This is a genomic window from Flavobacterium sp. HTF (genome assembly GCF_003105115.1).
Lineage (GTDB): Bacteria > Bacteroidota > Bacteroidia > Flavobacteriales > Flavobacteriaceae > Flavobacterium.
In genome coordinates this window covers 75487-88287 of the sequence record NZ_QETH01000006.1, presented here as the reverse complement: position 1 = coordinate 88287, position 12801 = coordinate 75487, and the positions used below count along the sequence as shown (strand labels likewise).

The 12801-nt window shown below is 34.9% G+C and carries 16 protein-coding genes; 2 read left to right on the top strand and 14 right to left on the bottom strand.

The genetic code is table 11. The annotated features are described in order from the left end of the window. Positions 1-150: 150 nt before the first annotated feature. The 5 genes from DCO46_RS03200 to DCO46_RS03180 all read right to left on the bottom strand — a co-directional run bounded on the left by DCO46_RS03200 (position 151) and on the right by DCO46_RS03180 (position 3911). Positions 151-729 carry a PhnA domain-containing protein gene (locus DCO46_RS03200; RefSeq protein WP_116751132.1) on the bottom strand — a complete coding sequence of 193 codons (579 nt, stop codon included), beginning with the start codon at positions 727-729 and terminating at the stop codon, positions 151-153. A 71-nt stretch (positions 730-800) separates the two neighbouring features. Next, positions 801-1412 (bottom strand): zinc-ribbon domain-containing protein, encoded by a 612-nt coding sequence (locus DCO46_RS03195; RefSeq protein ID WP_116751131.1) that lies wholly within the window; start codon positions 1410-1412, stop codon positions 801-803. Positions 1413-1499: 87 nt separating this feature from the next. Beyond that, positions 1500-1958, bottom strand: a complete 459-nt coding sequence (gene coaD, locus DCO46_RS03190; RefSeq protein ID WP_116751130.1) for a pantetheine-phosphate adenylyltransferase — start codon at positions 1956-1958, stop codon at positions 1500-1502. Positions 1959-2066: 108 nt separating this feature from the next. After that, positions 2067-2759, bottom strand: coding sequence for a DUF421 domain-containing protein (locus DCO46_RS03185; protein WP_116751129.1), 693 nt, complete (start codon positions 2757-2759; stop codon positions 2067-2069). Positions 2760-2939: 180 nt separating this feature from the next. Further along, positions 2940-3911 carry a D-alanine--D-alanine ligase gene (locus DCO46_RS03180; RefSeq protein WP_116751128.1) on the bottom strand — a complete coding sequence of 324 codons (972 nt, stop codon included), beginning with the start codon at positions 3909-3911 and terminating at the stop codon, positions 2940-2942. 338 nt (positions 3912-4249) lie between these two features. Between DCO46_RS03180 and DCO46_RS03175 the strand changes: the two genes are divergently transcribed. Together DCO46_RS03175 and DCO46_RS03170 are read left to right on the top strand one after the other, a co-directional pair. Next, positions 4250-4873 (top strand): PASTA domain-containing protein, encoded by a 624-nt coding sequence (locus DCO46_RS03175; RefSeq protein WP_116751127.1) that lies wholly within the window; start codon positions 4250-4252, stop codon positions 4871-4873. After that, a complete protein-coding gene (locus tag DCO46_RS03170) occupies positions 4863-5903 on the top strand; it encodes an RluA family pseudouridine synthase (RefSeq protein ID WP_116751126.1) in 1041 nt (346 codons plus the stop codon). Before DCO46_RS03175 ends, DCO46_RS03170 begins: the two co-directional genes overlap by 11 nt. 105 nt (positions 5904-6008) lie before the next feature. On the opposite strand, the gene DCO46_RS03165 is transcribed toward DCO46_RS03170, so the two are convergent. The 9 genes from DCO46_RS03165 to DCO46_RS03125 all read right to left on the bottom strand — a co-directional run bounded on the left by DCO46_RS03165 (position 6009) and on the right by DCO46_RS03125 (position 12795). Beyond that, positions 6009-7250 (bottom strand): ATP-binding cassette domain-containing protein, encoded by a 1242-nt coding sequence (locus tag DCO46_RS03165; RefSeq protein WP_116751125.1) that lies wholly within the window; start codon positions 7248-7250, stop codon positions 6009-6011. Positions 7251-7260: 10 nt separating this feature from the next. Further along, positions 7261-8118, bottom strand: a complete 858-nt coding sequence (locus DCO46_RS03160) for a sulfurtransferase (RefSeq protein ID WP_116751157.1) — start codon at positions 8116-8118, stop codon at positions 7261-7263. Positions 8119-8128: 10 nt separating this feature from the next. Next, entirely contained in the window at positions 8129-8977 is an 849-nt protein-coding gene (locus DCO46_RS03155) for a ThuA domain-containing protein (protein WP_243416241.1), read from the bottom strand. Between the two features lie 19 nt (positions 8978-8996). After that, entirely contained in the window at positions 8997-9386 is a 390-nt protein-coding gene (locus tag DCO46_RS03150) for a DUF1398 domain-containing protein (RefSeq protein ID WP_116751123.1), read from the bottom strand. 122 nt (positions 9387-9508) lie between these two features. Then, entirely contained in the window at positions 9509-10501 is a 993-nt protein-coding gene (locus DCO46_RS03145; protein WP_116751122.1) for an alpha/beta fold hydrolase, read from the bottom strand. Positions 10502-10644: 143 nt separating this feature from the next. Further along, positions 10645-11481 (bottom strand): mechanosensitive ion channel family protein, encoded by an 837-nt coding sequence (locus tag DCO46_RS03140; RefSeq protein ID WP_116751121.1) that lies wholly within the window; start codon positions 11479-11481, stop codon positions 10645-10647. Positions 11482-11496: 15 nt separating this feature from the next. Next, positions 11497-11901, bottom strand: coding sequence for a hypothetical protein (locus DCO46_RS03135; RefSeq protein ID WP_116751120.1), 405 nt, complete (start codon positions 11899-11901; stop codon positions 11497-11499). Between the two features lie 11 nt (positions 11902-11912). After that, positions 11913-12350 (bottom strand): acyl-CoA thioesterase, encoded by a 438-nt coding sequence (locus DCO46_RS03130; RefSeq protein ID WP_116751119.1) that lies wholly within the window; start codon positions 12348-12350, stop codon positions 11913-11915. A gap of 70 nt (positions 12351-12420) precedes the next feature. Then, the gene (locus DCO46_RS03125) at positions 12421-12795 is read right to left on the bottom strand and encodes a hypothetical protein (protein ID WP_116751118.1); all 375 of its coding nucleotides are present in this window, start codon (positions 12793-12795) and stop codon (positions 12421-12423) included. Between the last annotated feature and the right edge of the window lie 6 nt (positions 12796-12801).

The following is a 12801-nucleotide window of genomic DNA, read 5'->3' as shown; positions in this document are numbered from 1 at the left end:
GGAGATATAGAATTAAAAAGGCTGTTCAGATTTTGAACAGCCTTTTTTTTTGTTTTAGTTTTTTTTATTGGTTTCAAGTTTCAAGTTTCAGGTATCAGGTTGAAAAACCTTTGTTCCTTTGCTACTCTGTCACTTTGAACCTCAAGAAAACTAAATTTTCTTCACGTATTGCGTAATAATAACAATCTGCTGACCATCTACTTTTCCTTCAATATATTCAGCGTTTTCGTGGTCAAGGCGAATGTTTCTCACGGCAGTTCCCTGTTTGGCAACCATACTTGATCCTTTTACTTTTAAATCTTTTATTAAAACTACAGAATCTCCGTGTTCCAGAATAACTCCGTTACTGTCGCGGTGAACCAATTTGTTTTCGTCATCTTCGCCTTCTCCGGTTGCCTGCGCCCATGCCAGCGTATCCTCATCCAGATACATCATATCAAGCAATTCCTGCGGCCAACCTGCAGCGCGCATTCTGCTTAGCATTCTCCAGGCTACAACTTGTACGGCAACATTTTCATTCCACATACTATCATTGAGACATCTCCAGTGATTTAAATCTACTTTGTCAGGATTTTCGATTTGATCAATACAGGTAGTGCAGGCCAATATACTTTCGTCAATTCCGCCTTTTTGAGTTGGCAAAACGCTGAAAACTTTTAGGTTTTCTGTTGCGCCACAAAGTTCACATTTCGATCCGCTGCGTTTGTTTAATTCTCTTTCTATGCTCATTTTTATTATCTTAAATTTCGGCGAAAGTACAGTTATTTACTACATTTCGCAAGTGTTTGAAGGCTAAATTGCTATTCGCGTTTCACTTCAAATATTTTCTGGTCTGTATAAAGCTTTAGGAGGTCTTTTTTAGCGATGCTTCTTTTGCTGTTGTAGTTTGTGTCAACATCAATTTTATACATTTCTGATTTGCTGTCAATTTCCATATCATTCAGAAAAAAATTCAGACTGTCTTTAGAAATCTGATCTATTTTCATTGTAGTATAAAAGCCATCTGTAGAATTTAATAAATAAACATCACCGACTTTTGGGCTTTTAATGAAGTTTTCGCTGTCAACATCCGTTTGATGTGAACTATAAAATCCCATAGCAGTAATAATAGCAATTATAAACAAACCTGAGAACATCCAGATAGGTGTTTTCACGGCATTTTTTTCTTTTTCTCTTTCCAGTTTTTGCTGAATTGAGGATGCTAATTCAGCTTGTTCAAATGTTTTTTTACAAGAATTACATTCGGTAAAAGTTAACTTTTTGACCGGAAAAAAGGGGATGAGATACAAGTGTGCATATTTTCCGTACACACTGTAAATCATGGACACGTTTGTGTTGCAGTTTGGACAATCAACATTGATTATCTGACCGTTTTTTAAACTGGTTGCTTTGGTTCCGTAATATAATAGCATTTTAAATTTTTTGAGTTAGTTACTACAAAAATAGAGCTATTCCTTACTTATCCAAATTTATCTTTTTAAGTTAATGTTTTATTAAAATTATTTCTTAACTCGTACAGCATCAGGAACGAGCATTTCGTATTCACCGCCATTTCTTAATACATCTCGAACAATACTGGAGCTAATAAACGAGGTACTTGCTGCGGTTAATAAAAACACTGTTTCTATCTTAGACAGTTTTCTGTTGGTGTGTGCAATTGCTTTTTCGAATTCGAAATCGGCAGGGTTGCGCAGTCCTCTTAAAATGAAATTTGCGTTTAATTTTTTGGCTAAATCAATCGTAAGTCCTTCATAAGTAATCACACTTATTTTAGGTTCATTTTTGAAGGTTTCTTCAATAAAACGTTTTCTTTCTTCGAGTGAAAACATGTATTTTTTTTCGGCATTTACGCCAATAGCAATAACAATTTCATCAAACAGAGAAATTCCTCTTTTGATTATATCTTCGTGACCAAGGGTAATGGGGTCAAAGGATCCCGGGAATATGGCTTTTCGCATTTCTTTAAGGTTCTAAGGTTCTGAGCTGCTAAGATTCTAAGTTTTCTTTTAAGTTACAAAGGAGCTAAGTTGTTAAGATTTTATTGTTTTATTTTTAGAATTGATTTTCTAGGTAATACGTACCGTATTTATGGATGCCACCCATTCTTCTTTTTTGCAGACACCGCATTTTGCTGTTCCGGCTTTTTGTTCTGTCGTATGACCACAGAAAGTGCAGGAATATATACCGTCATTTGGAATAATTGTGCTTTTTGTACCAAATAGCGCAGGTAAGATCGGAAGGCCATATCCAACATCTTTATCTTCATAATAGAAAATACTCACTTCGCCAGTGGTTTCTATAAAAGCATGCTTTACCTGACCTAAATGTTCAATTGATTTAATACGGAGCTCCGTAAAAAATTCGTCCTGAGCGAGACTTTCTTTTTTGAATGTCGATACCGAAAATTTACCGTCATTGATCAGGCATTCTGTTTTTCCTTCTATAAATTCTTCGAATCTTTTACTTTTTCCGGTAAGCCAGGTTACTGAACGGTATAAAATAATGATAACAGTAAAAACGACTGCGGCAGGAATAATTCCGACATCTTCATAAAACATAGGGTCTCCGGCTGCAGAGCCAAGAGCTATAATAATTACGGTTTCGAAAATAGATAACTGTTTTACGCCTCGTTTTCCTGCCATTTTTAGTGTCAGCAGTAAAATAATGAACATGACGGTAGAACGAAATATAACTTCCAAAAGGAAATTTCCAGGCAGATTATTAAAAAGTAATCTTTCCCATTCGAAGATTTGTTTCATTTTTTGAGGTGTTAAGATCTAAGAAACTAAGTTACTAAGTTTTTATAACAGATTTGTATTTTAATTTCCATGTTTCAGACCAAAATTATCCTGAAATTTTGATAATCCTGTTTGTTTGAATTTTTAATAAAAAAGGTGCTGAAATCTTAGAATCTCAGCACCTTAGTATCTTAGCACCTTTTACAACAGCGCTAACTCAATCGCATTTGTAAATAAATCTTCAAGAGAAATCCCTGCTGCTTTGGCCTGTTGCGGAATCAGGCTTTCGGTTGTTAGTCCCGGAATTGTGTTCATTTCCAGCATATATGGTTCGTTGTCTACGATAATGAATTCGCTTCTTGAGAAACCTTTCATTTTTAAAACTTCGTAAGCACGTTTTGCCGTATCTCCCACTTTTTTTGTCAGTTCGTCTGAGATTCTGGCAGGAGTGATTTCTTGTGATTTTCCTTCGTATTTGGCTTCATAATCAAAGAAATCATTATCAGAAACGATTTCCGTAATTGGTAAAACTATTACTTCTCCTTTGTAATTAATAACTCCGACAGAAACTTCAGTTCCATCAAGGAAGCTCTCAATGATGATTTCATTATCTTCTTTATAAGCTACTTCAATGGCAATTGGCAATTCTGCAGTAGTTTTTACTTTTGAAATCCCGAAGCTTGAACCTGCTTTGTTTGGTTTTACGAAACATGGCAAACCTACTTTTTTTACTATTTCGTCTGTATTGATAACATCACCTTTGTTCAGGTAATAAGAAATGGCTGTTTTTATTCCGTATGGTTTTAGAACAGACAATAAATCACGTTTGTTGAAAGTCAAAGCCGACTGATAATAATCACAAGAAGATTGCGGAATACCTAATAACTCAAAATAAGCCTGCATAAGGCCATCTTCTCCCGGAGTTCCGTGAATGGCATTAAAAACACAGTCAAAAGTGATTTTTTTTCCGTTTACCGTGACTGAAAAGTCATTTCGGTCAATAGGAAACTCAGCCTCATTTTCATCTACATAAACCCATTTCTCTTTAAAAATATGAATGCGGAATCCGTTGTATTTTGTTTTGTCAAGGTATTGGTGAACGACGTTTCCTGAGATGAGAGAAATTTTATATTCGCTTGAATATCCGCCCATGATGATGGCTATGTTTTTCATTATGTTTTTTAGTTTAAAGTTTTATTTTTTGTTTCAGGTTTAAAGTTTCAGGCTTCAGGTAAAAATAAACAATAATAATTTTTCTTTTTTATATTGAATTTTCTGTTTTTACGTTATTATCTTTAATTTTAAATTAATGCTGTTATAAAAACCTAAAGTCCTAGCCCTGATGGAAGCAGCATCCTTTTGTTTTTTTTCTTTAGAAAACAAAAGATACAGCGGACAGCAGGAAACAGCTCCTTATAAAATGAGTGTTAAACCTTATATTGTTTTAAACAAAATTATCATTTTTTTTGAAACGAAATAGGTTTATCTTTGCCACAACTAAAAATAAATTTATGAGTTTACGTAAGTATTTAACAAGCCGTGTATTTTTTTTGCAAGTATTAAGTGCTGCTGCTATTATAGCGGTTTTGGGTTATTTGTTTATGCATTGGTTGACTTTTACAACTGATCACGGACATGAAATTGCAGTTCCGGATTTATCTAAACTGACTGAAGAGCAAGTTGAAGAAAAACTGGACGAACTAGACCTGGATTATGTGCTTTTGGATAGTGTTGATTACCGAAGTGAATTTCCAAAATATAGTGTTGTAGAACAGGATCCGTTGCCTGGAACTAAGGTAAAAGAGGGTAGAAAAATATATATTAAAATTAATGCATCGGGATTTTCGTCTGTGAGAATTCCTGATTTAATTGAAAAAACATATCGTGAAGCAGTTCCGACCCTGAAAGCTTTAGGACTTGAACCGGGAACGATTACGTATATTCCGAATCTTGGAAAAGACATGGTTTTGGAAATGCGTTACAAAGGAAGAAATTTGAAAGTAGGAGACCGTGTGCTGAAAGCGTCTAAAATTGATTTGGTTTTAGGTGACGGAAAAGCAACATATGTAGATGATAGTCAGGCGACAGACAGTTTAGCAACGCCGGAGACAGAAACCCCAAAAGATGGACAATAATATTGAAAATTTAGATCTGGAAGACGAATTATTCGAACATTTTAGATTTGAAGTACCTAAAGGTCAGGCGCTTTTGCGTATTGACAAATATTTAATGAATTTGATTCAGAATGCTACGCGTAATAAGATTCAGAATGCAGCAACTGAAGGAAATATTTTTGTAAATGATATTCCCGTAAAATCAAATTATAAAGTAAAACCTTTTGATGTGGTGACAGTGATGTTATCGCATCCGCCATATGAAAACCATATTCTTCCGGAAAATCTTCCGTTGAATATTGTGTATGAAGATGATGCGCTTTTATTGATTAATAAAGAACCGGGAATGGTGGTTCATCCGGGTCACGGGAATTATACCGGAACTTTGGTAAATGCCCTGGCACATCATTTTGATAACCTGCCAATGAACAGCAGCGAACGTCCGGGCCTTGTGCACAGGATTGATAAAGATACTTCAGGATTGCTGATTATTGCCAAAACAGAAGCGGCAATGACACATTTGGCAAAACAGTTTGAAGCCAAAACTACAGAGCGTGAATATATTGCGCTGGTGTGGGGAAATGTGGCAGATGACGCCGGAACGATTGAAGGAAATCTGGCAAGACACTTAAAAGACCGTATGCAGATGGCTGTTTTTGCTGATCCTGAAATTGGGAAACCGGCAATTACGCATTATAAAGTTTTGGAGCGATTTGGTTATGTAACTTTGATTTCCTGTAGATTAGAGACAGGAAGAACGCACCAGATCCGTGCGCATATGAAACATATCGGACATCCGTTGTTTAATGACGAACGCTACGGAGGCCATTTGATTTTGAAAGGAACAACGTTTACAAAATACAAGCAGTTTATAGAAAACTGTTTTAAAGCATTGCCACGTCAGGCGCTACATGCTAAAACACTTGGTTTTGTGCATCCTGTCACGGGCGAAATGATGCGTTTTGATACAGAAATTCCGGATGATTTTAAGGATTGCCTGGAAAAATGGAGAAATTACTCAAAATCGCATAATACGGACGAGGAAGAATAATAATGAGATAATTTGTCAATTAGAAAATCAGATAATTTTTTATAAAACACAAATTCCACTAATTTACACAGATTAACTTTCGTGTAAATTAGTGGAATTTGTGTTTTAATTCAGTTCAGAATGATATTTTATTTTGCCGGTTGACCCGGTTGGGGCTGGGACAAGCTCAAATACCGAAGTAGGAGCGAGGCCTGATTCTATGCGGTGTGAAACGTAAATGATACTCACATTCGTTTCTTGTTTTATGGTATTGATCAGCTGGATTACCAATTCTACATTTTCGTCGTCGAGTCCTTCTACAGGCTCATCCAGAATTAATAAAGGCGGATGTTTTAAAACAGCACGAACAATTAAGGCTACTCTCTGCTGGCCAATAGAAAGATCTATAAAACGTTTTTTGCGTAAGTGAGCCATTTCTATTACTTCAAGCCATTGTGTTACAATTTGCTGCTGATGTGTTGTGGGTTCTGTATACAAACCAATAGAATCAAAAAATCCCGAGAGGATCATTTGCTCTAAAGTGTGGCTTTTTTGAAATAAATCGGTCATTGAGGTAGCGAAAATTCCAATTTGTTTTTTGATTTCCCAAACGCTTTCGCCGGTTCCTTTTTTTCTTCCAAATAAAAATAAATCCTGACCGAATCCCTTTGGGTTGTCGCCCGTTATCAAAGATAAAATAGTGCTTTTTCCGGAACCGTTCGGGCCGATTAACTGCCAGAATTCGCCTTGTTTTATAGTCCAGGAAATGTTGTCCAGAATTTTTCTTTCGTCATAACTCACAGCCACATTTTCCATTTTGATTAATACACTTTCGTGAAAGGAATGCTGTTCTGAAGCTTTCGGAATTTCGGATGTATTTAAGGTTTTAAAATGGCTTTCGGTTTTTGAAATTGGATGTAATGCAAACGAATTGTCTTTTATCTGCGCTTTATTCGGAACAAAATTAAGCACATCGGTAACGCGGTTTACTATTTGTATAATGGCAATATCAACAATTAAATCTTTTAAAGATTCCGCAAGAATTACCCTGGATGCCTGATCCAGATGGTCAAACGGATTATCAAAAATGATAAAATCGGGTTTTTGATTGATGCAGTATTTTAAAAACTCTTTTTTGCGTTCACCGGAAGAAAAAGTTCTCAATTGCCTGTGCGAATCCGGAGAAGCTTCTACGGAGTCATATTGGTATTCTTTTTCGATGAACTTCTCAATGGCTATATCTGAAAACAGAATTCCTTTTTGATTGTTAAAAACGGCTAATTCTTCTTTGGCGTTGCCTGTAAGTAAAGTGTCTATAAAAGCTTTTTTGTTTACCTGATTAGATAAAAGGATATCCCAATGCTGCATTTCTTTTGTATTATTTATTTTCTTTAAGAGCCATTTCACGATCGTTTCTTGACCACTCGCTCCATGATGCTACGTATAATTTCGGAATCGGAATTCCGGCATAATCCATCGCCAGTAAGGTATGGCAGGCCGTAACGCCCGAACCGCAATGAACAATCGTATTTTCAGGTTTTACATCGCCTAAAACCTCTTTGTATTTTTTGTTTAATATTTCTGGAGAATGATAAAAACCATCTTCGTTTAGGTTTTCACCAAAAGGAACATTGATTGCCCCGGGAATATGTCCGGCTATTAAATCAAGAGGTTCTGTGAGGCCGTCAAAACGATTTTTGTCCCTTACATCAATTACAATATTGTTGTCGCTGTTTCGGGCTTTTTCTACTTCTTCAATATCGGCTAAAAGTAATTTCCATTCCTGAACAGGATATTTTTCTGTTTTTTCAAAATGTTCTGTTTCTGAGCTTACAGGAAAACCAATTTTTACAGCCGCCTGCAAACCGCCATTCAAAACCTGCACTTTTTCGTGCCCAATTGCGCGCAGCATCCACCAGAATCGGGCAGCGGCGTTAGAACCGTTTTTGTCATCATAAACAATAACATGACTAGAAGGCGTAATTCCGAATTTTGAAAGTACTGCGGAAAACTTTTCAAAAGAGGGCAAAGGATGTCTTCCGCCTTTTGCAGGATCAGCTTCTACTGTTGCCAGATCTTTGTTTAGATCAACATATCCGGCACCTTTTAGATGTTCTTTTTTATAATTTTCTTCAGCATTTAATCCGGCACGTGCATCAATCAATATGAAATTTGATGATTCCTGTAATTTTATAAGTTCTTCCGGATTTATGATTGGGGAAAGTGTATTTGTCATTTTTGGGTAGTTATTTTTTTGAATTTCCAAGCCAGAGTAAACCATTTAGAATTAGTTTACTTTCTGTTTCATTTTCAAATGTATATGACAATGTTTTGTTGGTTCCATGTTCATAATCAATATCATTATGCCCCATATTGACATATAGCATTTTGTATTTTTTGTTTGTCCATACAACCGGATAATAGCCATTGTGCCAGATTTCATTCGGTTTTGGCCCGGTTCCCAATGGAAAGCTGGATTCATCAATTGCCAGTAAAATTTCGATATCCGGATTCTTTGTAAGGTCATTGCTCCATCTGTACCATTCATTTGGGGCTGATTTAAATTTTTCAGGAATGTTTTTAGTGACCGGATGTTGGTTTTCAATTCTCAAAATTGCTGATGTTGGCCTCCATGTATTGCTTCCATATTCGCCTGAGCCTAAAAACTGATTATGATACCAGTCCCAGTTTTGCGGATAATCGGAATCATTTAAAGCAAAAGCAGAAAAATGAAATCCCATAAAACCGCCGCCATTTTTCATATATTTTTCAAAAGCTTCTCTCTGGTCTGCATTTTCCGGTCTTGTGTCCAGGAACAAAACAACCTGATAATTCGCAAGAAATTTTGCATTTAGATTGTTCCAGTTACTTGTTGAATCGTATATAAAATGGTTTTCTTTGGCCATTTTTGGAAACCATTTATTCGCTTCATGAACGAAGCTTATGTGTGCCTGATCATTTTTTGCCGTATAAAAAGCAATTACTTTAAACTTAGCTTTATTATTTGACTTTTGGGAATATCCGGAAAAACAAACAAACACAAATACAAGCAATATACTTTTTAGGAAAACAGAACCATAGTTTTTTGGAATCATTACCATCAAATGATCTGAGTTAACCTGATATTTTTTCGATCAGAATTTCATTTCCTACCAAATCAAAATACGTACAGGTCATTTCGATAATATCAACACGCCATTTAGCAATTCCGCATTGAGCACAGTGACCACAAAAAGTCATATAATCTGTTTCGCCGCCCTGATGTTTAACCAGTAATTCTATAAAAAGCTCTTTGTTTGGAAAACTGGCAATTTTTAACTCAGCATATTTTTCATCGGCAGTTACACTGTAATTATTTACGCCATAATATTCAGTATGTCCGTCATTTACAAAGGTGTCATAACCTTTTACTCCCAGAATGATTAAGTCCTGGATATAATTTGGAAAATCGGCACCGCTTTTTACTTTAGCATGCGCTTCTTTTATTTGTTCTATTGTAAACATAAATATTTAGTTTTTAGATTATTGATTAGTTTGGTTTTTCACGAATTACACTAATTTCCATGAATTAACCTTTAGGGGTTATGCAAATAAAATTAGTTTTAATTTTTGGCCAACATAAAAAATTATTGTTTCAAAAATACGATTAATGGTTTTATAAATTGATCAAAAGATTCAATATGTGGCAAATGTCCCGTGTTGGGAACTTCAACTAATTTTGAGTTTGGGATTGCTTTTTGGGTTTTGTTTCCCAGTTCGGCATAATTTCCTATTGTTTTTTTGATTTCTTCAGAGACAAGCTGTTTTCCTATAGCTGTTTTATCTCTTGTTCCGATGATTAAAAGCGTTGGGCTTTTGATGTTTTTAAATTCGTATAAAACGGGTTGCGTAAAAATCATATCGTACATAAGAGCAGAATTCCAGGCGACTTTATTATAATCGGGAGCTGTTGTCCAGCCAGCGCCCAGTTCAGCCCATTTCTGAAAATCAGCATTCCATTTGCCATCATAATAATTTGCCATCTGATATTTTTTGATGGCTTCATAGTTTTGTTTTAACTCAGATTCATACCACCAGTCAACAGGTTTGTAAGGTACGACCAGTTTCCAGTCTTCGAGCCCTATTGGGTTTTCCAGAACTAATTTTTCTGTTGTTTCAGGATACATTAAGGCAAATCTTGTGGCTAGCATTCCGCCCATGGAATGTCCTAAAATAGTTGTTTTTTTGATGCCTAAATCATCAAGTAATTTTCTGGTATTTTCTGCTAATTGCTGAAATGTATATTGAAAGTTGTCCGGTTTTGAAGATTTTCCAAAACCAATCTGATCAGGAACAATTACGCGGAATCCTTCTTTTGTAAGGGCTTTTATTGTACTTTCCCAGTAAGCACCATTAAAATTTTTTCCATGAAACAAGACAATATTTTTGTTATTGTAATTGTCGGGTTTTATATCCATATACGCCATTTTAAGCGACTGACGCTGATTATTCACTTCTAAAAAATGAACTGGAAAAGGATATTCATAATTGGTTAAAGTAATATCAAGTGCTTTTATATTTTCCTGCTGCGAAAAACCAAGAAAAGGCAGGAGGAGTATTAAGAATGTTATATTTTTCATCTGAGTATAGTTTTAAAACTGGAATTATAATAAAATTAAGCCTTCCCGTTTTAAAACCAAAAATTAAAATCTTAAAGTTATCAGAAAAATAAGCTATAACGGCTACGATATTCAAAGCAACTTTTGCCAATTTGTAGCCAATTTTATTTTTTCAGTGTAACAACTTGCTGTGGATAAGGAATGTCTATTCCGGCTTCATCAAAACGTTTTTTAATGCTTTGCAACAAATCGCAGTACAGTACGAAGCCGTCTGTAGAGTTTTTGGCCCACGCCCAGGTTTTTATGGTTACGCTTGAGGGTGCAAGTGCAACAACCCTTGCGGTTACCAAAGCTGTCTTTTTCTTTTTGTCTTCTGCAGTTCTGGTATCAATAAAAAGTGGATGTGCAGCAACTTCTTCTTTCAATATTTCCAAAGCTTTTTCGATATCAGATTCGTAACCAATACCAATTTCGATTATTTTGCAACACTTGGTATCGTTCATGTTGGTATTGACAATAATTTGGTTACTAATAACTGAATTCGGAATAATGATTCGGTTGTTTTCAGCATCTTTGAGAACGACTTGCCTTAGATTTATATCTTCAACAGTCCCCGCGAAATTATTGATTGTGATTTTGTCATTGATTTTGAAAGGTTTAAAAATCACCAGAAAAATACCGCTTACAATATTACTCAAAGCCTGTTGGGAGGCTAAACCGGCTACCAGTGAAATAACTCCGGCACCGGCCAGAAAAGAATGTCCTATAATTTTAAATTCAGGAATTTGAATTAACGCAAAAGCAAATCCTAAAATATAAATTACGGTGATAATTAAATGTTTCAGGAACTTAAACCCGGTGGTATCGTATTCTTTCTGATTTAGTTTTCTGTATAAAAAATAACGAAGTACTTTTTCTGTTATAGCGCCTAAAATTATAGTCGTAATTATGATTATCGCTATAAAAAATCCTATTTTGAAATCTTTTATGTAATCGATCATAGTCTGAGGATTTAATTAATTCAAAATAACACATTCTATTAACCAATTATCTTTTACTTTTTTCAGTTTAAAATCAATTGGCATTACAATATCCTGATTGGGTGTTACGATAATATTTGCTGTAGAATCTGTTATTTCTTTTTCAAAATAAATGGCACCTTTTTCTTTATCCTTAAATCTCGCTTTTTGATCATCCGGAATACTTTTTTCCATTTTTTTGAGCGTTTCTATAATTATGAGATTCTTTTGATTTGGAATCAAAAATTCTTTTGCTGATTCAAAATCAAAACGGTTTGTGGCATATAAATACGCTTCAACAGTTTGTTTTGGAGATTTGTTTTCCTGCTGCGGTTTCTCTTCAGGAGATTTACAGCCCGTAAGGAATATCAGAACTACGAAAAAAGAGATTAGATGCCTCATTTATTTAAATTTTACAGTCCCACAAAATCATCGCTTTTTGGAAAAATACTTAATGCTTCAATTGCGATTTCAGGAGTTGGAGAAGCCAGTTTTCTAAGTTTTGTATCCATCCAGGCGCCATCAACGGTAATTACGGCACAAAGCGTATCATCTTCTTTTCTGAATTCGTGAATAATAGACCAACGCGAAGCATCGGCTTTCATTTTTGAAGTTTTGGTATGGATGAAAATTTTATCTGAAAGTTTTAATTCTTTTCTGAAAATACATTCTTCTCTAAATAACACAGGACCAAAACCTTGTGTCTGCATTACTTTTAAGGTTAAACCCAACTGCTCTAATATTTCGATACGATGTTGTGCCCCAAAATCATAATAAGCACTGTGACGAACGTGAAAATTTGGGTCAAGATCTGACCAGCGAAAAGATAATTCTTTTGTAAATGAAGCCATTTTTGTAATTGTAATTTAATGAGAAATCGAAATTACGAATAAAAAACAAATCGGCGATTAGTATAAATCGTTATTTGGCAGATTCTCTATATTGATTTACATGTTGCGGAAATTCTTCTTCATAAAATGGATAAGGAATTCCAATTATATTAATTTCAAATTGCTCTGAATCCATTCCTGTAATATAACATCCAATTCCTTTTATTTCTACTTCTTTAGAATTGTATACTTTTAATGTTGGAATAGTTTGGGTTGAAATAAATTTAGCTTTTGAATCTTCTTCAGTTTTGATTGAATTTATTTTGCAATAATTGCTAAAAAAAATATAGTTTAAGTTTATATCGGTAAAATTGATTTTTCCAAAAACAACTCCCATAGGAGCATCGGATTTTTCAAGATCAGAAATTCCAATTTTTTTATTGTCCAGAAAAACAGTATAGCTCATAAAAAA

What these genes read in the sequence shown, in the direction of transcription:
- DCO46_RS03200 (WP_116751132.1), bottom strand. Translation starts at nt 729, where the DNA reads ATGAGCATAGAAAGAGAATTAAACAAACGCAGCGGATCGAAATGTGAA.
- DCO46_RS03195 (WP_116751131.1), bottom strand. Translation starts at nt 1,412, where the DNA reads ATGCTATTATATTACGGAACCAAAGCAACCAGTTTAAAAAACGGTCAG.
- coaD (WP_116751130.1), bottom strand. Translation starts at nt 1,958, where the DNA reads ATGCGAAAAGCCATATTCCCGGGATCCTTTGACCCCATTACCCTTGGT.
- DCO46_RS03185 (WP_116751129.1), bottom strand. Translation starts at nt 2,759, where the DNA reads ATGAAACAAATCTTCGAATGGGAAAGATTACTTTTTAATAATCTGCCT.
- DCO46_RS03180 (WP_116751128.1), bottom strand. Translation starts at nt 3,911, where the DNA reads ATGAAAAACATAGCCATCATCATGGGCGGATATTCAAGCGAATATAAA.
- DCO46_RS03175 (WP_116751127.1), top strand. Translation starts at nt 4,250, where the DNA reads ATGAGTTTACGTAAGTATTTAACAAGCCGTGTATTTTTTTTGCAAGTA.
- DCO46_RS03170 (WP_116751126.1), top strand. Translation starts at nt 4,863, where the DNA reads ATGGACAATAATATTGAAAATTTAGATCTGGAAGACGAATTATTCGAA.
- DCO46_RS03165 (WP_116751125.1), bottom strand. Translation starts at nt 7,250, where the DNA reads ATGCAGCATTGGGATATCCTTTTATCTAATCAGGTAAACAAAAAAGCT.
- DCO46_RS03160 (WP_116751157.1), bottom strand. Translation starts at nt 8,118, where the DNA reads ATGACAAATACACTTTCCCCAATCATAAATCCGGAAGAACTTATAAAA.
- DCO46_RS03155 (WP_243416241.1), bottom strand. Translation starts at nt 8,977, where the DNA reads ATGATTCCAAAAAACTATGGTTCTGTTTTCCTAAAAAGTATATTGCTT.
- DCO46_RS03150 (WP_116751123.1), bottom strand. Translation starts at nt 9,386, where the DNA reads ATGTTTACAATAGAACAAATAAAAGAAGCGCATGCTAAAGTAAAAAGC.
- DCO46_RS03145 (WP_116751122.1), bottom strand. Translation starts at nt 10,501, where the DNA reads ATGAAAAATATAACATTCTTAATACTCCTCCTGCCTTTTCTTGGTTTT.
- DCO46_RS03140 (WP_116751121.1), bottom strand. Translation starts at nt 11,481, where the DNA reads ATGATCGATTACATAAAAGATTTCAAAATAGGATTTTTTATAGCGATA.
- DCO46_RS03135 (WP_116751120.1), bottom strand. Translation starts at nt 11,901, where the DNA reads ATGAGGCATCTAATCTCTTTTTTCGTAGTTCTGATATTCCTTACGGGC.
- DCO46_RS03130 (WP_116751119.1), bottom strand. Translation starts at nt 12,350, where the DNA reads ATGGCTTCATTTACAAAAGAATTATCTTTTCGCTGGTCAGATCTTGAC.
- DCO46_RS03125 (WP_116751118.1), bottom strand. Translation starts at nt 12,795, where the DNA reads ATGAGCTATACTGTTTTTCTGGACAATAAAAAAATTGGAATTTCTGAT.